The following is a 20692-nucleotide window of genomic DNA, read 5'->3' on the forward strand; positions in this document are numbered from 1 at the left end:
TGAAACTCGGTAACTGTAAAAACTGGCAACCGCTGAACTGTCGCCGCGAATTGATTCAAATTCAAGATTTTGGGCCTGTTTTGCCCATAATTTGGGAACAATTAGGTCTTGAGATGGGGATTATGCCTAGAAAACCGTAAAGTGATGACGCTTTACCCGAAGCCCCGCTTGCTGCAAAAGCCGCTCGAATTCCCGGTGCGGAGGGGTCGATTCATCGGGCAGGCGAATCTTTTTCTCGGACCTAAGCACAAGTGAAACGCGCACGCTGAAGTCCCAGCGGGTGTCCATGCGCACGTGGTCGATATCGGCCAGATTGACCTCGGCCTGACGCGCGCCGGTGAACCAGCTGATCCGGTCCGGACCCAAGGTCAGACCGGCGCTGGTGCCGCGCGCAATATCCCACAGCGCGGGCATGGTGGTCAGCGCCAACAGCGCCATCAGCCACCACGCCGCATCAAACAGGATCACCAGGGCAATCAGTGCCCCATACACGCAGAGCAGGATCGCCAAAACGCTTGGCGTCCTGTTCTGACGTGTGAACGTGTAAGGCGTCATGCGCCCAGAATGCGCGAGACCATCTCGGTCGTGTCCCGCGACAGATCGGGTGTTTCTGCGATGCGGGTTAACTGCGCGCGGATCAGAGCCTGACGGTCGGTGTCATAGCGTTTCCACGTTTGGAAGGCCGAGCACATCCGTGCCGTCGTCTGCGGGTTCACCGGGTCCAGTTTGATCAACCAGTCCGCCAGCAAGGCATAACCCGCCCCATCTGCTCGGTGGAATCCGGCATGGTTCATCGCCAACGCTCCCATGACGGCGCGGAAGCGGTTGGGGTTTTTCCAGTTGAAATCCGGATGCTCTGTCAGGTTGCGCGCCACATCCGCCGTCGCCTCTGGTGCCGCCATCGAGACTTGCAGTCCAAACCACTTGTCCATCACCAGCCGGTCATGTTGCCACTGGTCATAGAATGCGGCCAGCTCAGCCTGTCCCTTGCCTGCGCGCAGAAGGCAGGACAGGGCCGTCAGTTGCAGGGTCATATTGTCGGCGGCTTTGTATTCCTCGGCGGCCTTGGCACCTCCGTCCAGTCGTGAGGTCAACGCCAAAGCGGCCCCGCCCAAGGCGCGTTTGCCCGATTGATCGGCATCCGGGCTGTACGGAGCATCAATCACGGTCTCGCTGTGCAAACGCGGCAGCAGGTCCTGTACGTGCTGTGCAGTGACCTGCCGCAGCGTCTCGACGGCGGTCCAGATCGCCATCGGATCAGGCGTATCGCCATTCTCGTGCAAGGCAGCCGCCAATTCCGATTGCGTCGGCAGGCCCAGCATCAGTGCGCGATAGGCCGGGTCCAAGTCACCATCGCGCAGCACAGCCAGAAGGCCATCCAGATAGTCCGCATCAGGGGCCGCGTCGGATCGGATCATGTTCAACAGCGTGTCTTCGGCCAGCGAGCGCCCGGCTTGCCAGCGGTTGAACGCGTCGGTGTCATGGGCCAGCAGAAAGGCGCGTTCGGCGTTGCTTTGATCCTGTTCCAGAATAACCGGGGCCGAGAAATCCCTCAGCACTGAGGCTGTCGGTTTGGCTGCCAGCCCGGTGAAGGTAAAGCTCTGGCTGGTCTCGGTCAGTTCCAGCACCTCAGTCGCACGGACCTCATCGCCATTCGGGCCCAGAAGGCCAACGGCTACCGGGATCACCTGCGGCAGCTTTTCGTCCTGACCCGGCGTGGGCTCGGTGCGCTGCGACAGGGTCAGGGTGTAGGTGCCGTTCGCCCATTCTTCGGCCACCGTCACGCGCGGAGTGCCGGATTGGCTGTACCAGCGTTTGAACTGGCTCAGATCGCGGCTGGTCGTATCCTCGAATACCTTGATCCAGTCTTCGATCGTGCAGGCTTGCCCGTCATGCCGATCGAAATACAAGTCCAGCGCCTTGGCATAGGCTTCATCACCCAACAGCCGCTTCAGCATACCGATGATTTCGGCACCTTTTTCATAAACGGTGGCGGTGTAGAAATTGTTGATCTCCTGAAAACTCTCGGGCCGTACGGGGTGCGAGAGCGGACCGTTATCTTCGGGGAATTGCCGCGCGCGCAGGTCGATGGCGTCGTGGATGCGTTTCACCGGGGCCGAGCGCATGTCGGATGTGAATTGCGCATCGCGGAAGACCGTAAGACCTTCTTTCAGACAAAGCTGGAACCAGTCGCGGCAGGTGATGCGATTGCCGGTCCAGTTGTGGAAATACTCATGCGCGATGATCGCTTCTATCCGCTCAAAATTCATATCGGTCGAGGTCTCGGGGCTGGCCAGCACGGCCGAGGAGTTGAAGATGTTCAGCCCCTTATTCTCCATCGCGCCCATGTTGAAATCATCCACGGCCACAATGTTGAACACGTCCAAATCGTATTCGCGGCCATAAACGTCCTCGTCCCATTTCATAGACTTTTTCAGCGCCTCCATGCCAAAGGCGCATTTGCCCTCGTCACCGGGGCGGACCCAGAGGTTCAGCTCGACATCGCGCCCGGACATGGTGGTGAACTGGCCCGGATGCGAGATCAACTCGCCCGCGACCAGAGCGAACAGATAGGCAGGCTTGGGCCAAGGGTCGGTCCATTCGGCCCAGCCTTCGCCTTTGCCGCTTGGGTTGCCGTTGGACAGCAGCACGGGCAAATCGCCGTTGATGCGCACGGTGAAGGTGGACATCACATCGGGGCGGTCGGGATAATAGGTGATCTTGCGGAACCCTTCCGCCTCGCACTGGGTGCAATACATCCCGTTTGACATATAGAGCCCCTCAAGCGCGGTGTTGTTGCCGGGGTCAATCTCAACCTCGGCCTCCCAGATGAAGGGCGCGTCAGGGGCGGGCGCGGTCAGGCCCTTATCGGTCACCTCGGGCGCGATCTGCACCCCGTCAATGCAGGCGCGGATCAGGGTCAGTTCTTCGCCGTGCAGAAAGAAGGTGCGGTCCGTGGCATCGGGGTTGGGGCGGAAAGCAATGCGCGATGTTACGCGGGTGGCGTGCGCTGCCAGATCGAAGGTTAGATGCACGCTGTCCACAAGATAGCCAAAGGGCGTGTAGTCTTTGAGATAGATCGTCGTAGGGGCAGCGTCGCGCATCGGGGCCTCGCATCGGTTGTAGTTTGAGGCGACGTTATGGTCTGTGGCAATGGGCTGCAAGCCGTGTCGCGGCAGAGGCTTATCCCAGGTAACGCGATTTTGGTAAGATTTTTTTACCAGAACGCAACGGCAGACGTTGCCTATCGGAAACTTACGCTCTAAATGCTGGCGGTATGCAGTGGCGTACATTGGCAGGAGGAACAAAATGACCAGCAGACAGACACGCAGCGGGCTTCAAGTCGACCCAGTTCTGGCCGACTTCATCGAAGGTAGGGCTCTGCCGGGAACCGGTGTCACCGCTCAGACATTCTGGGATGGTCTGTCGCGGATGGTGTCCGAACTTGGGCCCAAGAACCGCGCGTTTCTTGCCAAGCGCGAAGAGATTCAGGGCCAGCTGGACGCATGGCATGTTGACCGTAAAGGTCAGGACCATGACGCCGAAGCCTATCAGGGGTTTCTGCGCGAGATCGGCTATTTGGTCGAAGAAGGTGATGACTTTCAAATCGAAACCGCCAATGTCGATCCTGAGATTGCCTCGATCCCCGGCCCGCAACTGGTCGTGCCGATAACTAATGCCCGGTTTGCGCTGAACGCCGCCAACGCGCGTTGGGGTAGTCTGTATGATGCTCTGTACGGCACGGACGCAATGGGCGATCTGCCCGCCGCGGGAGGGTATGACGAAGCACGCGGTGCGCGTGTGATTGCATGGGCCAAAAGCTTTTTGGATGACGCGGTGCCGCTGGCTGCAGGCTCGTGGGCCGATGTGTCCAATCTGCACGTCGAAGACGGTGCGCTGGTACCCGCGCTGGCCGACGCTTCGGCATTTGTTGGATTTGGCGGTGAGGCCGGGAAGCCCGATTTCGTTCTGCTGAAGAACAACGGGCTGCATGTGAAAATCGTCGTCGATGCCTCTAGTAATATTGGCGCGACCGACCCGGCGGGGATTGCGGATGTACATATGGAATCGGCGCTGTCCACGATTATGGACTGCGAGGACTCGGTCGCCTGTGTGGATGGAGAAGACAAGGTCGTGGCCTATAGCAACTGGCTGGGCCTGATGAAAGGCGATCTGGCTGAGGAGGTGACCAAAGGAGGCACCACCTTTACCCGGAAACTGGCCGATGATCTGACCTATACCACCGCAGGCGGCGAACAGGACGTGCTGAAAGGCCGTTCGCTGATGCTGATCCGCAATGTGGGCCATTTGATGACTAACCCGGCCGTTCTGGATGGTGATGGCAATGAGATCGGTGAGGGCCTGCTGGATGCGCTCTGTACCACGCTGATTGCGATGCATGACCTGCGGCGAGAGGGCGGGAATTCGGTCAAGGGCTCGGTCTATGTGGTCAAGCCCAAGATGCACGGGCCAGCCGAAGTCGCGTTCGCGGTTGAGATTTTCGACATGGTCGAAGACATCCTCGGCCTGCCGCGCAACACCGTCAAGCTGGGTATCATGGATGAGGAACGCCGTACCTCGGCCAACCTCAAGGAATGCATCCGTGCTGCGAAATCGCGTGTGGCCTTTATCAACACTGGTTTCCTGGACCGTACGGGCGATGAGATACATACCTCGATCGAGGCGGGACCGATGCTGCCCAAGGGTGACATGAAGGTGACACCGTGGATTGCGTCTTATGAGGACCGCAATGTCGATATCGGTCTGGCCTGCGGTCTGAAAGGCAAGGCGCAGATCGGTAAGGGCATGTGGGCGATGCCTGACCGGATGGGGGATATGCTGGATCAGAAGATCGGACACCCGAAATCGGGCGCGACCTGCGCCTGGGTGCCGTCCCCAACCGCGGCGACGCTTCATGCAACGCATTACCACAAGGTCGATGTTCTGGCCCGTCAGGACGAACTGGCCGCAGGCGGTGCACGCGGTACACTGGGTGATCTGCTGACCGTGCCGCTGCTGGGCGGCCGCAACCTGAGCGAGGACGAGATCTCCGTCGAGATCGAGAACAACGCGCAGGGTATTCTGGGCTATGTCGTGCGTTGGGTCGATCAGGGCGTAGGCTGTTCGAAAGTGCCGGATATCAACGATATCGGGTTGATGGAGGATCGGGCAACTTGCCGGATTTCATCTCAGGCGCTGGCCAACTGGCTGCATCATGATGTCGTCAGTGAAGAACAGGTGATGGCTGCGATGCAGAAAATGGCGGCCGTGGTGGATCGTCAAAATGAAGGCGACCCCAGCTACCGCCCGATGGCACCCGGCTTCGATGGTGTGGCGTTCCAAGCAGCTTGCGATCTGGTTTTCAAAGGTCGGGTTCAGCCTTCGGGTTACACCGAGCCGGTTCTGCACGCCCGCCGTTTGGAGTTGAAAGCGAGCTTGGGTTGAACGGATAGGGTCGGAACGAGGGGGCTGTCTGCCCCCTCCCGCTCCCCCGAGGATATTGTTAGCCAGATGAAAGGGATCAGGCATGGCTGTTACATTGCGCAAGGCGCGTACGATTGTGCGCAAGGCTTTGGAAAAGGGCCGCGAATTGGAACTGAAACCTCTGTCGGTTGTTGTTCTGGACGCCGGTGGTCATGTGATCGCGTTTGAACGCGAAGATGGTGCCGCGCCGGGTCGTTTTGCGATTGCACAGGGCAAGGCCTATGGCTCGGTCATGCTGGGCATGGCCGGCACCGCGCAGATGGCGCGGGCCGAGGCGCAGGCTTATTTCATGGCTGCTGTTAACGGTGTCTATGGGGGTCAGGTTGTGCCGGTTCCGGGCGGCGTGTTGCTGCGCGACAAGAAAGGCGCCGTGATCGGTGCTGTTGGCGTGACCGGTGACACCTCGGACAATGATGCGATCGCGGCGATGGCCGGGATCGAGGCTGCTGGTCTGACCGGCGAGATCTGATGCATTGGTCAGAGAGTCTGCGGGGTCTCTGACCCTTTGGCGTGTGTGAAGCGCCTGACAAATGGGCATTTGCCCCCATCACAACACCCATGTGCATAGCTGAACAAGTGCCTGCGCTGATACACAGGGGTTGTGCCATTGCGCGCGGCGGGCGTGGCGGCTAGCTTTCCCTGAACACGGAACAAATCAGGAAAGCAGAATGTCTCGACCCATCGTCGGTATCATCGGCAACTCATATTTGATGAACGACCAATACCCGACCCATACGGGTGGGACGATGAATTCGGACGCAGTGGCCAATGTCTCGGACTGTCTGCCGATGCTAATCCCGGCGGACCCGCGCTATGTGTCGGTCGAGGAATTGCTGGAGGTGTGTGACGGGTTTCTGTTGACCGGCGCGCGTCCCAATGTTCACCCCGAGGAATACGGCGAAGCCGCGACGGATGCGCACGGAGAATTTGACCGGGCACGGGATGCAATTGCGCTGCCATTGGTGCGGGCCTGCGTAGAGCGGGGCCAACCGTTCTTTGGCATTTGCCGCGGCTTTCAGGAGGTCAATGTGGCGATGGGCGGGACGCTCTATCCAGAAATCCGCGATCTTCCGGGGCGTATGAATCACCGGATGCCGCCCGATGGCACGTTGGAAGAGAAGTTTGCCCTGCGCCACATCGTGACCCTGTCTGACGGTGGCGTATTTCACCGCCTGATGGGTGCACATGAAGTGATGACGAACTCGCTTCACGGGCAGGGGATCAAAACCGTAGGCCATCGCATCGTTGTTGATGGGTATGCGCCCGATGGTACGCCCGAAGCGATCTATGTGCAGGACGCGCCGGGGTTCACGCTGTCGGTGCAGTGGCATCCGGAGTGGGACGCGGAAAACGACCCGGTCTCGCGCCCGCTGTTCGAGGCGTTCGGGGCAGCCGTGCATGCATGGTCGGAAGGATCAGGTGCGCGGTTGGTTCAACAAAGCGCATAAAATGTACGCCGGTCCGGGAGAGAAGGACCAGACCGGCGCATCGTGATCAAACCAGCAGATTGAACTGATTGATCAGCGGTAGTGCGCGCGCACGCTCGCCCGTCAGGTCGAATAGGGCGTTGCCGAGCGCAGGCATTGAAGGGGGCGTTCCGGGCTCACCCACGCCGCCAAGGTGACGGTTGGTTTCCAGAATGCGCACCTCGGTCGCGGGCGCGTTGTGCATCCGCAGGGCGTCGTAGTCGGGGAAGTTGTATTGCTCGACCTCGCCCTCGGCAAAGGTGATCTCACCCATCACGGCGGCCGACAGACCATAGATCATGCCGCCGAACATCTGGGCCTCGACCGTGCCGGGGTCCAGCGCAAGGCCGACGTCACAGGCGATCCAGGCTTTGGCGATGCGGATGGTGCCGTCTTCGTCAACCACTTCGATCACCTGCGCGACTGGCGTGCCAAAGCTGTAAGTCATCGCGACACCACGCCCGACACCGTCGGGAGTTTTGCCGGTCCAACCCGACATCTCTTTGACCGCTTGTAGTACACCGGCCGAGGGGGCGTGCTCGTCATTCGCCAGTTCCAGCCTGAAATCCAGTGGGTCGCGACCGGCGGCGTGGGCCATTTCGTCCATGAATGTCTCGTGGAAAAACCCGTTATGGCTGTTGCCGACCGAGCGCCAGAACCCTACTGGCACGCTGAGATCCGCAATATGGCCACTGATGCGGTAATTGGGGACGGCGTAGGGCTGGTTGAACAGGCCTTCGACCAGCACCTTGTCGGGTCCGGCACCGGGCAGGCCGGTATAACGCTCAACCGCCTGCTGGGTGCAGGACTGCGCGGCGACCTTGCCGTCGATCAGAACGGCCTGACCGTCCTTGACCGCGCCGCGCATTCGGGCAATCGCGCCGGGACGGTAGTAGTCATGGCGCATGTCTTCTTCGCGGCTCCAAGTGGTCTGGACCGGGACGCCGGGCATGGCCATCGCAACCTTGGTCGCGATTTCAGCAAAGTCCAGCTCTCCGCGCCGGCCAAAGCCGCCGCCCAAATAGGAGGTGTGGATCTCGACCGCGTCCTTGTCCAGGTTGGCGGTGTTTGCTGCACGCGCCAGCAGTAGGGTGGGAGCTTGATTGCCACACCACAGATCCAGCTTGGTGCCGGTGAACAGCGCAGTGGCGTTCATCGGTTCCATCGTGGAATGCGCCAGGTAGGGCACCGTGTATTCGGCGCTGATTTCCGTCGCACCTTCGGGCAGGACATCCACATCGCCATCATCGCGCATTGTCGAGTTCGGAGCGTCGTCGAACGCCTCGGCGATCTTGGCGAACAAACCGTCAGTTTCAGGCGGATAGGGCGCGTCGCCCCAATCCACATCAATGGCCTCGACCGCTTGAATGGCCAACCAGGTGTTGTTGGCGATGACGGCGACACCATTGCCCAGATCGACCACCTGTTCTACACCGGGCATGGTTTTGGCGGCGCGGTCATCAAAGCCGTTCATCACGCCGCCCAGTTTCGGGTTCATCCGGACCGAGGCGAATTTCAAACCCTCAGGGCGCACGTCGATGCCGAACTCGGCGGTGCCGGTGGACTTGCCCAGCACATCAACGCGCGGCAGGTTTCGTCCTAGCAGACGCCAATCCGACGGGTCGCGCAGACCGACATGGGGTGGCTCAATCTGCCCGGCAGCTTCGGCCAGTTCCGTATACGGCAGGCGCGTGCCGTCAGGCGCGATCACCGCACCACCTTCGGTCTTCAGCTGAGTGCGATCAACGCCCAACCGATCCGCCGCCGCCTGTTTCAGCGTTTCGCGCGCGGTGGCCCCGGCTTCGCGCATCCGCTCGAATCCGTCCTTCATCGAGGTCGATCCGCCCGTGACCTGCAGACTGAGGCTGCGGCCAATCACGCCCAAGGCCTCGCCCAGATTGTGCTGGAAATCGGAGATGTCATAGCCCTTGTTCGGCAGCCCTTCGCCCAGCAGAGCGTTGTTGTAATAGGCTGCTGCAGCCGGGCCGTGCAGAACGCGGATATCGTCCAGCTCCACATCCAGCTCTTCTGCGATCAAGGCGGCCCAAGTGGTCATCACGCCCTGTCCCATCTCGGCGCGCGGCGCGAACAGTGTCACACCTTGCTGGTCGATCAGGACAAATGGGCTGAGCGCCGTTTCACCATCGCCGGGTTTCAGCGGGTTGGCGGCGGGGCGACTCACGTAATAGGCACCAAAGGCCACGCCGCCAACAATAGCGGCTGATCCGATCAGGAAGGTGCGGCGCAGGATTTTACCAACAGATGCCATGGCTTACGCCTCCTTCAGTTTGGATGCAGCGTCGTGGATCGCGGCCCGAATGCGGGGATAGGTGCCGCAGCGGCACAAATTGCCCTGCATCGCGTCGTCGATATCCGCATCGGTGGGCGAGGGGTTCTCGGCCAGCAGCGCCGCGGCTTGCATGATCTGGCCCGACTGGCAAAAACCGCATTGAGCGACCTGATGATCCACCCAGGATTGCTGTATGGTGGCCATCGCTTCGGGCGTTCCCAGGCCTTCGATTGTTGCGACGTCGCCCCAGACATCGGACAGGGCAACCTGGCAGGAGCGAACCGCCTCGCCGTCGATATGGACGGTGCATGCGCCACAGGCTGCCACGCCACATCCGTATTTGGTGCCGGTCATGCCCAATTCGTCGCGCAAAACCCACAAAAGGGGCACATCATCGGGCAGGTCCACCTGATGGGAAGTTCCGTTGATCGTCAGATTGGTCGCCATTGCGCTTCCTCTCGGCTTGTCGCTGCGTGGTTATTCTGACATAAATAGGTGAAACTGTCAGATCGTCAACTGACAAAATGAGTTAAAAATGTCAGAAGCTGAATTGAAAGATATTGTTGCCGGAGAAAAGAGCCAGTCCATTCTGGAATCGGCCCTTCAGGCGTTTTCGGCCTATGGGTTCCGAAAAACCTCGATGGATGACATTGCCAAGGGTGCGGGAATGTCACGCCCTGCCGTGTACCAGTATTTCCCGAACAAAGAGACGATTCTGCGCAAGCTGACCCAGCGGTATTATGACCGCAAGATTGCCGCCGTCGCCGAGGCTTTGACAGCCGGGGGGGCAGTGCAACAGATCATCAGCGGCGCGATCGAGGCGCAGACCGATGGGATGGCCGAAATATTGGCGACACCGCACGGACTGGAGTTGCTGGATGTCAGCGTCTCGACCGCTGCCGATCTGGTGACCGAGGGCGAGGCGCAGCTTGTCGCGCTTTACGCGAATTGGCTCGGGCTAGAGGCGGCAAACGGGCGTGTGCATTTGTTCGATGAGCCGTCGGAAACGGCCAAAATGATCACGTCGGCCTTGCGTGGGATCAAGGTCTCGGCCGCAGATTCGCAGGAATTCACCCGTTCCAACGCCAATCTGGCAACCCTTCTTGGCGCCGCGCTTGCGATCACGTAACGCGCTGGCGTTGCTTGTATTCCGGGGTATCCCACAGACGGTTGGTCATGATGTCGGCCAGAATTTCCACGGCACGCGCGACATCCTGTTTGTCGATGTAAAGCGGCGTGAAGCCAAATCGCATGATGTCAGGCGCGCGGAAATCACCGATCACGCCACGGGCAATCAGTGCCTGCATAGCCGCATAGCCTTCGGTGAACCGGAACGAGACCTGGCTACCGCGTTGGTTCGGGTCACGTGGGCTGGCCAGCACCAGTTCGGGGCAGGTGGCCTCGACCCGCGCAATGAACAATTCCGTCAGCTCCACCGATTTTGCGCGTACATCGGCCATGTCCGCCATGTCCCAGATGTCCATCGCTGCCGACAACGCCGTCATCTGGATGATCGGAGGGGTGCCGACACGCATCCGCTCGATCCCACCGCCGGGGCGGTAATCCAGATCAAAGGCAAAGGGTGCTTCATGACCGAGCCAGCCCGACAGGGCTGGGCGCACTCGGTCGGCCAGCCGCGGGGCGACATAGATAAAGGCGGGCGCTCCGGGGCCGCCATTGAGATATTTATAGGTGCAGCCTACCGCGAAATCGGCATTGCAGCCCGACAGGTCTACGGGAATTGCCCCGGCGGAATGGGCCAGATCCCAAACCGTGATCGCGCCGTTGGCATGAGCCAGTTCGCTCAGCGCCTTCATGTCATGCATCCGCCCCGAGCGGTAGTCGACCTCGGTCAGCATCAAGACGGCGACGTCTTCGGTGATGTTGTCGGCCACGTCCTCGGGTGCCACGACGCGCAATTCATAGTCCGGTCCTAACGAGCGTAGAAGACCATCCACCATATACAGATCCGATGGGAAATTGCCGCTATCGGACAGAACCACCTTGCGGTCCGGGCGCAGTTCCAACGCTGAAGCCACGGCTTGGTACACTTTGATGGACAGCGTGTCGCCTGTTACCACCGCGCCGGGTTCCGCGCCGATCAACCGTCCGATACGATCCCCAAGCGCCACGGGCAGCCCCATCCATCCAGCCTTGTTCCAGCCTGTGATCAGCATCTGACCCCATTCCTTGACCAGCATGTCGTTCACCCGGTCACCAGCGGCGCGCGGCAGCGGTCCCAGAGAGTTGCCGTCCAGATAGACAACGCCCTTAGGCAGATCGAACATGGCTTTGGTCGCTTTGAAATCGGTCATGGATGCTCCGGGCTGATGAAAATTCCGTTTCCTGAAGATGGCTAGCGGATGCGCACAGTGCTGTCCATCGGAAGAGGTTGTGAGTCAGGCGGCGTATTACACTGCTGCGACTATCTGGTATTTTGATATTCAGGTCAGAAAGCGATAGACCGTCGGTCGAAAACGACACTCTGGACCTGAGTGACAGCTGGGAAGACGCCGCGAATGCAGAAAATTGATATCCCTCCGATCTGGTTGCTAGCAGCTGCCGGTCTAGCGTGGCTGCAAGCGCAGTTCTTGCCCATGGGATTGTCCTTCAGTGGTTGGTTTACCGATCTTCTCAGTGGCCTTCTGATTGGCGGGGGTGTTATTCTGGCAGTGCTGGCTGTTGTCGAGTTTCGACGGCATAAAACAACGGTTCTTCCGCATCAGGTGCCGACCCAAATGGTGCAGACTGGCATTTTCAAGCGCAGTCGGAACCCAATCTATCTGGGGGATGTTTTGATCCTGACAGGATTGGTCCTGCGGTTCGATGCGGTGCTGTCCCTGGTGCTGATCCCGATTTTCACGTGGCTGTTGGAGCGCCGCTTTATCGTACCGGAAGAAGACCGGTTACGCCGAAAATTTCGTGCGGAATTCGCCCGTTACGAACAGCAGACCCGCCGCTGGGTCTGAGGATCGACGCGTTGTGACACAGCGTAAATTATGCTGCGCTTGCGAAATAATATTGCGCAGGATAGATCAATGTTTGATGAACCATACCGACCACCCGCTCGGGTCTGAGTGAAAATTAGGGGGATACAGCCGGTGAAGATAGGTACACCAAAGGAAATACTGGACGGTGAAAACCGGGTCGCCATGACTCCGGATTCTGCCGTGCAGTTGCAGAAACTGGGCTATGACTGCGCGATTGAGACCGGGGCGGGTGCCGCTGCCGGGTTCTCGGACGCGGTCTATGAGGCCGCAGGCGTTGAGATCGTCAAGACCGCAGCTGCGTTGTGGAAAGGGGTCGATATCGTCGCTAAGGTCCGCCAGCCCACTGAAACCGAGCTGAAGCGCCTGACCAAAGGCAAAACGCTGATTTCGTTCTTCAATCCTGCGGGCAACGAAGACGGGATGGAGCTGGCCAAATCCAAAGGCGCGAACGTGATCGCAATGGAGATGGTGCCGCGTATTTCCCGCGCGCAAAAGATGGACGCGCTGTCCTCGATGGCGAACATCGCGGGCTACCGTGCCGTGATTGAGGCGGGTAACAACTTCGGTCGTTTCTTCACCGGTCAGGTGACGGCTGCGGGTAAAGTACCTCCTGCGAAAGTTCTGATCGTGGGCGCTGGTGTGGCCGGTCTGGCCGCGATCGGTACGTCCACGTCGCTGGGCGCAATCACCTATGCGTTCGACGTGCGCCCCGAAGTGGCCGAGCAGGTCGAGAGCATGGGGGCTGAGTTCGTTTATCTGGACTTTGAAGAGCAGCAGCAGGATGGCGCGGCCACCGGCGGGTATGCCTCTGTCCAGTCCGAGGAATTCCGCAACGCGCAGCTGGCCAAGTTCCGTGAACTTGCCCCCGAGATGGACATCGTGATCACCACCGCGCTGATCCCGAACCGCGAGGCTCCTGAGCTTTGGACCAAGGATATGGTCGAAAGCATGAAACCGGGCTCGGTCATCGTCGATCTCGCGGCGGAAAAGGGCGGCAACTGTAAGCTGACCGTCGCGGATGAGAAGATCGTGACCGACAATGGCGTGACCATCATCGGCTATACCGACTTCCCCAGCCGGATGGCGGCGCAATCGTCGTCTCTGTACGCGACCAACATCCGTCACATGATGACTGACCTGACGCCTGAAAAGGACGGTCAGATCAACCACGACATGGAAGATGACGTGATCCGCGGCTCGACCGTGACCTTTGAGGGTGAGATCACCTTCCCGCCGCCACCGCCCAAGGTGCAGGCCATCGCGGCGCAGAAAAAGCCCGAGGTCAAGGAACTGACCCCGGAAGAGAAAAAGGCGCAGGAGATTGCTGCGTTCAAGGCGCAGACCAAGCAGCAGTTTACCCTGCTGGGTGTGGGCGGCGCGCTGATGCTGTTGGTGGGTCTGGTCGCTCCGGCCAGCTTCATGCAGCACTTCATCGTGTTCGTGCTGGCCGTGTTTGTGGGCTTCCAGGTGATCTGGGGCGTGGCGCACAGCTTGCACACCCCGCTGATGGCGATCACCAACGCGATCTCGTCGATCATCATTGTTGGGGCGCTTATGCAGATCGGATCGGGCTCGTTCCTGGTGATCCTGCTGGCGGCGCTGTCGGTCTTTATGGCCGGGATCAACATCTTCGGCGGCTTTCTTGTCACCCGGCGCATGCTCGCCATGTTCCAGAAATCTTAAGGAGGTCGGGTAGATGATTGGCTTCACTACTGCCGCTTATGTTGTTGCGGCTGTTCTGTTCATCCTGTCTCTGGGCGGGTTGTCGAACCAGGAAAGCGCCAAGCGCGCCGTCTGGTATGGCATTGTTGGTATGGCGCTGGCGGTGTTCGCCACGCTTGTGGGTCCCGGTTCGGGCCTGTGGCTGCTGTCGCTGCTGCTGATTGCAGGCGGCGGTCTGATTGGCTCTTACGTCGCTAAGCGCGTGCAGATGACCGAGATGCCGCAGCTTGTGGCCGCGATGCACAGCCTCGTGGGTCTGGCGGCTGTGTTTGTGGGCTTCAACGCGCATTTTGAGATCGGCAACGTCGCGCAGGTCATGGCGATTGCGGATGCGGCGAACCAAGCGGACCTGTCGGATCTGGGCGCCTTTGCCAAGCTGATCGCCAAGAAGACAGCTGCGGAACTGACCATCCTGCATGTGGAACTGTTCCTGGGCATCTTCATCGGTGCGATCACCTTTACCGGTTCTGTCGTGGCATATGGCAAGTTGGCGGGCAAAGTGACTTCGGCCGCTACCAAGCTGCCCGGCGGTCATGCGCTGAACGCGGCTGCGGCAGGTCTCTCGCTGATCTGCCTGATCTGGTACACCGCCTCGGGTGGTCTGTTCCCGCTGATCCTGATGACACTGGCGGCGCTGTTCATCGGCTATCACCTGATCATGGGTATCGGTGGCGCGGACATGCCGGTGGTTGTATCGATGCTGAACTCGTATTCGGGTTGGGCCGCAGCGGCCATTGGCTTCAGCCTCGGCAACGACCTGCTGATCGTGGTTGGTGCGCTGGTTGGCTCGTCCGGTGCGATCCTCTCCTACATCATGTGTAAGGCGATGAACCGTCACTTTGTCAGCGTGATCCTGGGCGGCTTTGGCGGCACCTCGGGCCCGCAGATGGAAGTTGAGGGCGAGCAGGTGGCCATCGACGCCGATGGCGTTGCCGCAGCTCTGAACGACGCTGACAGCGTGATCATCATTCCTGGCTACGGTATGGCGGTTGCGCAGGCACAGCAGTCTGTTTCCGAACTGGTCCGCAAGCTGCGCGCCAAGGGCAAAGAGGTGCGCTTCGCGATCCACCCCGTTGCCGGCCGTCTGCCGGGTCATATGAACGTGCTGCTGGCTGAAGCCAAAGTGCCGTATGACATCGTGCTGGAGATGGACGAGATCAACGAGGACTTCCCGGAAACGGATGTTGCCATCGTGATCGGGTCGAACGACATCGTGAACCCTGCGGCGCAGGAAGATCCCAACAGCCCCATCGCCGGGATGCCGGTTCTGGAATGCTGGAAGGCCAAGCAGGTCTTTGTGTCCAAGCGCGGTCAGGGTACCGGCTATTCGGGCATCGAAAACCCGCTGTTCTTCAAAGAAAACACCCGCATGTTCTATGGCGACGCCAAGCAGTCGCTGGACAAGCTGCTGCCGATGATCGACTGAGCATCCGGTTCAGGGAAATTGTAAAGGGCGCCTGTTGGCGCCCTTTTCTTTTTTGATGTTGGGGGGCTTTGCCCCCAAGGCCCCCCAGGATATTTTTCGGCCAGATGAAGCAGGCGGGGTTTGCTTTTTTTGGTGTTTGGGGCTGCTAGGTTTCAGGTTGGCAGTTATTTCAACAAGATAGCAGGAATGTATGCGAAGGTATTCTTGTAACTATAAGAAATAAAAAGAGAATTGATGAGAGGCCTGAACATCGTATAGTGCGACGGTGACTTCGGAGCCCGTTATGACCCCCATAGATGATCATCCTTTGCGCTATGCTCTGGCCAATGAATTGCATGCGCGCCCTTTTCCGGTGGCGTCCTCTCCTTGCACGGTAGTGTTTCTGGCGATCAAAAAATCCGAAGCAGCGGTGGCGCGGGATCGGGATGAAGATATCGCGCATCTGATCAATCTGCTGGACCGCCATGGCGCACAGCATCCGCAGCCTGACGCCACGCATTATGCCGGACAGATCGGGCGCCATTGGTTGAAATGGGAGCAACATACGGAATTTGTCACTTACACAGCGATTACGCAAAATGTCAGTGATCGTGCCTTCAATCCAGCCGATTTCGAGGTGTTCCCCCCCGATTGGTTGATGTCCAGCCCCGGTCAGCGTGTGACCTCGGCCATGATCCGTGTGGTCCCGCGGGCGGAGGAGGACGCGGTGCAGGCCGCGCTTGGGGATTGGTTTGAACCTGAAAGCTTGGCTGTGGCGCGGGTGCTGGACGACTCGGCCATTTGTGCCAGTGACTTTCGCATCGACCCGGCTGGACACATGCGCTTTGCGCTGTTTGTCGACGAACAGACAGGGCGGCGCAGGACCGGGCGGATTATTCAACGCCTGTGCGAGATCGAAACCTACAAGGCCATGTCCATGTTAGGCTTTGCAAGGGTGAAGCAGCTGACGCCACGGATCAGTGAGTTGGACGCACAGCTGACCCGGTTGATGGGGCAGATGACTGACAATTCGGCGCACCCCGATGAGCTATTGCCAGATTTGTTGTCGACTTCGATCGAACTGGAGACACTGTCTGCCCGCTGTTCGTTCCGCTTCGGGGCCACGGGGGCATATGAAGCGATTGTCAATCAGCGGATCGAAGTGTTGCGCGAAGAACGGTTCGCGGGGCGGCAGAGTTTCGCGGACTTCATGATGCGCCGCTATGATCCGGCCATTCGGACTGTGAAATCCACCGAACGTCGGTTGCAAGCCTTGTCCGACCGGGCGATCCGCGCCGGAGAGTTGCTGCGAACGCGGGTGGATGTGGAGCGCAGCGCACAAAACCAGGCGTTGCTGGAGAGTATGGATCGCCGGTCCGATCTGGCGCTGCGGTTGCAGCATACGGTCGAAGGGCTGTCGGTGGTTGCGATCAGTTATTATGCAGTCTCGCTAGCCAGTTATTTGCTGTACCCCTTGACCAAGGCTGGGATCAGCAAAGGTATGCTGACCGCTATTGTTACGCTGCCGGTCGTGTTTTTGGTCTGGTACGGGATTCGTCAGATACGCAAGCGGTTGGAATAATCCGCATTTGCTAATCCCGGGAGCGTCTATAGAACGGAAACAGGCAGGGACGTGCGAAGGATTAGAGCGTGATCGGAATATTGGCCGCATGGCGGGCCGTGGCGGCCATGTTCATCTTGAATGGTGCGCTTTTCGGTATCTGGGCCTCGCGCATTCCGGCGGTCCGCGATCGGCTGGATCTGACGCATGAGGCCTTGGGATATGGTCTGCTGTTTATGGCGGCAGGTGCGGTGTGTTCTTTTCCAGTCACGGGGCGTTTGACCGACAGGTTTGGTGCTGTTGCGATTACGCGGGTCATTGCCGTCCTCTATACGTTTTCCCTGATCCTGCTGGCCTTTGCGGGCGGGTTCTGGGCGCTGGCGGCGTTTCTGTTTGTATTCGGGGCCTTTCATGGCTCGATGGATGTGGCGATGAACGCCTGGGCGGCCGAGGTCGAGCAGGCCTATGATAAACCAGTCATGTCCTCGTTTCACGCGATGTGGAGCCTTGGGGCAGGGCTGGGCGCGCTCAGCGGGTATGGCGCTGTGCAGTTGGGTTTGTCTGTCTTACAGCACTTCTTGCTGGCGGGCGGTGTTGTGGTCGCGCTGGCGTTGGCTTTTTCCTGGGTGCGATGGTCGTCGCGGCGGGTTGAGACGTCAGGTGGGGCGGTTTTCGCGTTGCCATCGGGGGCCTTGGTACTGGTGGGGTTCATCGCACTGTGCGGCGCTTTGGGCGAGGGCGCGGTCGCAGATTGGAGCGCGATTTTCCTGCGTGATGTCACCGGAGCAGCAGAAAGCGTCGCTGCGTTGGGATATGCGGTGTTCTCCGTTACGATGGTGGCGTTCCGGCTGGCAGGCGGGTTTGTCATCGCTCGGTTTGGCGCGGTGCCTACGGCACGGTTCGGTGGGGTTTGTGCGGCTTTGGGCGTGATCGGGGTTGTTGCGGCCAACGCGCCGGGACCAGCGCTGGCTGGGTTTGCGTTGATGGGTGTCGGCTATGCGGTGATTATGCCGCTTGCGTTCAGCCGGGCTGCCAATGATGCGACGATCCCACCGGGGCAGGCCATCGCCAGCGTGGCGACGTTGGGCTATGGCGGGTTGTTGATCGGACCTCCGCTTATTGGGTTTTTGGCCGAAATGCTTACATTGCGTTTGGCGTTCATGGCGCTGTTGCCGCTGGCTGTGTTCATTGTGCTGCTATCTGGTGCATTGAAGACAGACAGATAGATTTGGGAGAGAGATATGCCGATCAAAAACCGCTTTGCGGAGTTGCAGACGGAAATTACGGAATGGCGGCGTGACATTCACGAACATCCCGAAATTCTGTTTGAAACGCACCGGACCAGCGCTCTGGTCGCGGAAAAGTTGAAGGCATTTGGGTGTGATGAGGTGGTGACGGGCATTGGCCGAACCGGAGTTGTTGGGATGATCAAAGGCAAGGCTGACACCAGCGGCAAGGTCATAGGGTTGCGGGCGGATATGGATGCGCTGCCGATCCTTGAGGCGACAGGGCTGGACTATGCCTCGAAAACTGAAGGGGCGATGCATGCGTGCGGCCATGACGGGCATACGGCAATGTTGCTGGGGGCGGCCAAATACCTGTCCGAGACGCGGAACTTCGATGGCACTGTTGTGGTGATCTTTCAACCGGCCGAAGAAGGCGGTGGCGGCGGCCGCGAGATGTGTGAAGACGGGATGATGGACCGATGGGGTATTCAAGAGGTCTATGGAATGCACAACTGGCCGGGTCATCCCGTTGGCAGTTTCGCCATCCGGCCCGGTGCGTTTTTCGCGGCCACCGATCAGTTTGATATCGTGTTTGAAGGCAAGGGCGGTCACGCGGCCAAGCCACATGAAACGGTGGATACGACAGTGATGGCCGCACAGGCTGTGTTGGCCTTGCAGACCATCGCCGCGCGGAATGCCGACCCGGTGGATCAGGTGGTGGTGTCAGTCACTTCGTTCGAGACCTCTTCCACTGCGTTCAACGTGATCCCTCAGACGGTCAAGATGCGCGGCACTGTGCGGACTATGAGCACCGCCATGCGCGACTTGGCCGAGAAGCGGATTGGCGAAATCTGCAACGGTGTTGCTGCGACCTTTGGCGGGCGCGTCGATGTCACCTATTACCGGGGCTATCCTGTGATGGTGAACAGCGAGGCGCAAACCGAGTTTGCAGCTGATGTGGCGCGGTCGGTGTCCGGTGCATGCGAAGAGGCACCTTTGGTCATGGGGGGTGAAGATTTTGCGTTTATGCTGGAGGAGCGGCCGGGCGCGTATATTTTGGTGGGCAACGGCGACACGGCAGCGGTGCATCACCCAGAGTATAATTTCAACGATGAAGCGATACCGGCCGGGTGTAGCTGGTGGGCTGAGATTGTTGAACAGAGGATGCCGGCGGCTTGAACGTGCGGGCCGGTGGGGGCTCTGCCCCCACGCCCCCGAGATATTTTTAGCCAGATGAAGTGGGATCCTGACGTTTCAGGTTAAGCTGGGCGCAAAGTGTTTCGACGATGTCGTCCAGTGCGTTTTTTTGAGAGTTTACGCAGGTTTTCGCAGCTTCGCGGGCTGCGTTCAGTTTGGTTGGATCAGACAGCCATTGGGTCACAGTCTTCGTTAACTCTGGTGCTGTTCGTACCTCGGTTACGCCACCTGTTTCGATCAGAGGGGCGAAGGTCTCGGCGAAGTTAAAATAGCCGGGACCGGTGATCACGGCTGCGCCAGCTTGGGCAGGTTCGAACGGATTATGGCCACCGATTTCCCTGAGGGACCCGCCGAGGAACACAATAGGGCAGAGCGCATACCAGGTGCCGGTTTCGCCCAGCGTGTCGGCGACATAGATTTGTGCATCCTGCGCAATGGGTTGCGACGCAGAGCGGAAGGCTGCCGTTAGGTGAGACTGTTGGATCAGCGCGGCGACGTCGCCTCGACGCTCGGGGTGGCGAGGGATCAAGAGGAGCAGCAGGTCGGGCCAGCGGTTCAGCAGTTCGGCATGGGCCGACAGTACGGTTTCCTCTTCTCCGGCGTGGGTCGAACTGGCGATCCAGATGGGGCGTTCACTGATTTGGGTTCGAATTTCCTCAAGTGTGGTGCGGTCCACCGGTAGCGGGTCGGACATCGCTTTGAGGTTCGTGCCCGGTTTCACGCGGGTTTCTGGGGCACCCATAGCAATCAGGTTGCGGGCGGTTTTGTCGTTTTGGGTCAGGAAAAGGGTGAATTGGTCCAGAAGGAAACGCGCTGTTTGGGGCCGTTTTTTCCACCCCTCAACCGATCGATCTGAAAGTCGTGCATTCAGCAGCGCCAGAGGTGTGTCGCGATTGTGGGTTTCGGTGATAAGCCGCGGCCAGATTTCGCTTTCGACAAAGATGGCAGCATCGGGTCGCCAGTGGTTCAGAAAGCGCCGGACCGGGCCAGCTGCGTCCAAGGGCGGGTATTGATGGCGCGTCCGGGGCGGCATACGCTTTTCGATGAGCGCCGCCGATGTGGGTGTTCCTGAGGTGATCAGGAAGCTGGCATCTGGCAGCCTTTCGCCCAGACGTTTGATCAGAGTGATGACCGACAGAGTCTCGCCCACACTGGCGGCGTGAAACCAGATGAGTTGGCCTTTGGGGCGCGGTTGGCTGGCGTGACCCAGTCGCTCATGTTGGCGCAGGGTTGGGACTTCTGCCGCCAGAAGTTTCTTGCGCACCGCGCGCCATACGAAAGGGGCCGCCACAGCAGTCAGGCCGCAATACAAATGGTAAAGCAGCGTCGGACGGCCAGAAGGGGCGGCCAT

At 59.6% G+C, this 20692-nt stretch carries 16 protein-coding genes; 10 read left to right on the plus strand and 6 right to left on the minus strand.

Translation table 11 applies throughout. The annotated features are described in order from the left end of the window. Positions 1 to 126: 126 nt before the first annotated feature. Entirely contained in the window at positions 127 to 555 is a 429-nt protein-coding gene (locus tag GOV79_RS01550) for a hypothetical protein (protein ID WP_170788343.1), read from the minus strand. Continuing rightward, complete coding sequence (gene pepN / locus GOV79_RS01555; protein WP_170788344.1) at positions 552 to 3104, minus strand: aminopeptidase N; 2553 nt, start codon at positions 3102 to 3104, stop codon at positions 552 to 554. The genes GOV79_RS01550 and pepN overlap by 4 nt, the downstream gene beginning before the upstream one ends. A gap of 205 nt (positions 3105 to 3309) precedes the next feature. On the opposite strand from pepN, the gene GOV79_RS01560 reads away from it, so the two are divergent. The 3 genes from GOV79_RS01560 to GOV79_RS01570 all read left to right on the plus strand — a co-directional run bounded on the left by GOV79_RS01560 (position 3310) and on the right by GOV79_RS01570 (position 6932). Then, the gene (locus GOV79_RS01560; protein ID WP_170788345.1) at positions 3310 to 5445 is read left to right on the plus strand and encodes a malate synthase G; all 2136 of its coding nucleotides are present in this window, start codon (positions 3310 to 3312) and stop codon (positions 5443 to 5445) included. A gap of 82 nt (positions 5446 to 5527) precedes the next feature. After that, a complete protein-coding gene (locus tag GOV79_RS01565) occupies positions 5528 to 5953 on the plus strand; it encodes a GlcG/HbpS family heme-binding protein (protein WP_170410912.1) in 426 nt (141 codons plus the stop codon). Between the two features lie 199 nt (positions 5954 to 6152). Beyond that, the gene (locus GOV79_RS01570) at positions 6153 to 6932 is read left to right on the plus strand and encodes a gamma-glutamyl-gamma-aminobutyrate hydrolase family protein (protein WP_170788346.1); all 780 of its coding nucleotides are present in this window, start codon (positions 6153 to 6155) and stop codon (positions 6930 to 6932) included. Between the two features lie 46 nt (positions 6933 to 6978). On the opposite strand, the gene GOV79_RS01575 is transcribed toward GOV79_RS01570, so the two are convergent. Together GOV79_RS01575 and GOV79_RS01580 are read right to left on the minus strand one after the other, a co-directional pair. Further along, positions 6979 to 9219, minus strand: coding sequence for a xanthine dehydrogenase family protein molybdopterin-binding subunit (locus tag GOV79_RS01575; RefSeq protein ID WP_170788347.1), 2241 nt, complete (start codon positions 9217 to 9219; stop codon positions 6979 to 6981). 3 nt (positions 9220 to 9222) lie between these two features. Next, positions 9223 to 9687, minus strand: a complete 465-nt coding sequence (locus tag GOV79_RS01580) for a (2Fe-2S)-binding protein (protein WP_170788348.1) — start codon at positions 9685 to 9687, stop codon at positions 9223 to 9225. Positions 9688 to 9775: 88 nt separating this feature from the next. Here GOV79_RS01580 and GOV79_RS01585 point away from each other — a divergent pair, with 88 nt between their 5' ends. Then, positions 9776 to 10369, plus strand: coding sequence for a TetR/AcrR family transcriptional regulator (locus tag GOV79_RS01585; protein ID WP_170788349.1), 594 nt, complete (start codon positions 9776 to 9778; stop codon positions 10367 to 10369). On the opposite strand, the gene kynU is transcribed toward GOV79_RS01585, so the two are convergent. After that, on the minus strand, positions 10362 to 11555 hold the full coding sequence (gene kynU / locus GOV79_RS01590) for a kynureninase (RefSeq protein ID WP_170788350.1): 1194 nt from the start codon (positions 11553 to 11555) through the stop codon (positions 10362 to 10364). The genes GOV79_RS01585 and kynU overlap by 8 nt on opposite strands. Positions 11556 to 11759: 204 nt before the next feature. Here kynU and GOV79_RS01595 point away from each other — a divergent pair, with 204 nt between their 5' ends. The 6 genes from GOV79_RS01595 (at position 11760) to GOV79_RS01620 (ending at position 19323) form a co-directional block, all read left to right on the plus strand. Beyond that, a complete protein-coding gene (locus tag GOV79_RS01595) occupies positions 11760 to 12209 on the plus strand; it encodes a methyltransferase family protein (protein WP_170784172.1) in 450 nt (149 codons plus the stop codon). A 132-nt stretch (positions 12210 to 12341) separates the two neighbouring features. Continuing rightward, the gene (locus tag GOV79_RS01600) at positions 12342 to 13913 is read left to right on the plus strand and encodes a Re/Si-specific NAD(P)(+) transhydrogenase subunit alpha (protein WP_170788351.1); all 1572 of its coding nucleotides are present in this window, start codon (positions 12342 to 12344) and stop codon (positions 13911 to 13913) included. Positions 13914 to 13926: 13 nt separating this feature from the next. After that, positions 13927 to 15378 (plus strand): NAD(P)(+) transhydrogenase (Re/Si-specific) subunit beta, encoded by a 1452-nt coding sequence (locus GOV79_RS01605; protein WP_170788352.1) that lies wholly within the window; start codon positions 13927 to 13929, stop codon positions 15376 to 15378. Positions 15379 to 15661: 283 nt separating this feature from the next. Next, the gene (locus GOV79_RS01610; protein ID WP_170788353.1) at positions 15662 to 16939 is read left to right on the plus strand and encodes a DUF3422 family protein; all 1278 of its coding nucleotides are present in this window, start codon (positions 15662 to 15664) and stop codon (positions 16937 to 16939) included. Positions 16940 to 17007: 68 nt separating this feature from the next. After that, the gene (locus GOV79_RS01615) at positions 17008 to 18144 is read left to right on the plus strand and encodes an MFS transporter (RefSeq protein ID WP_331252254.1); all 1137 of its coding nucleotides are present in this window, start codon (positions 17008 to 17010) and stop codon (positions 18142 to 18144) included. Between the two features lie 15 nt (positions 18145 to 18159). Beyond that, positions 18160 to 19323 carry a M20 aminoacylase family protein gene (locus GOV79_RS01620; RefSeq protein WP_170788354.1) on the plus strand — a complete coding sequence of 388 codons (1164 nt, stop codon included), beginning with the start codon at positions 18160 to 18162 and terminating at the stop codon, positions 19321 to 19323. 46 nt (positions 19324 to 19369) lie between these two features. Here the strand turns inward: GOV79_RS01620 and GOV79_RS01625 are convergent, their stop codons facing one another. Continuing rightward, positions 19370 to 20692: a 3-deoxy-D-manno-octulosonic acid transferase gene (locus GOV79_RS01625; protein WP_170788355.1), complete on the minus strand. Its 1323-nt coding sequence runs from the start codon at positions 20690 to 20692 to the stop codon at positions 19370 to 19372.

Origin of the sequence: Ruegeria lacuscaerulensis (assembly GCF_013034745.1) — a bacterium.
Lineage (GTDB): Bacteria > Pseudomonadota > Alphaproteobacteria > Rhodobacterales > Rhodobacteraceae > Ruegeria > Ruegeria lacuscaerulensis_B.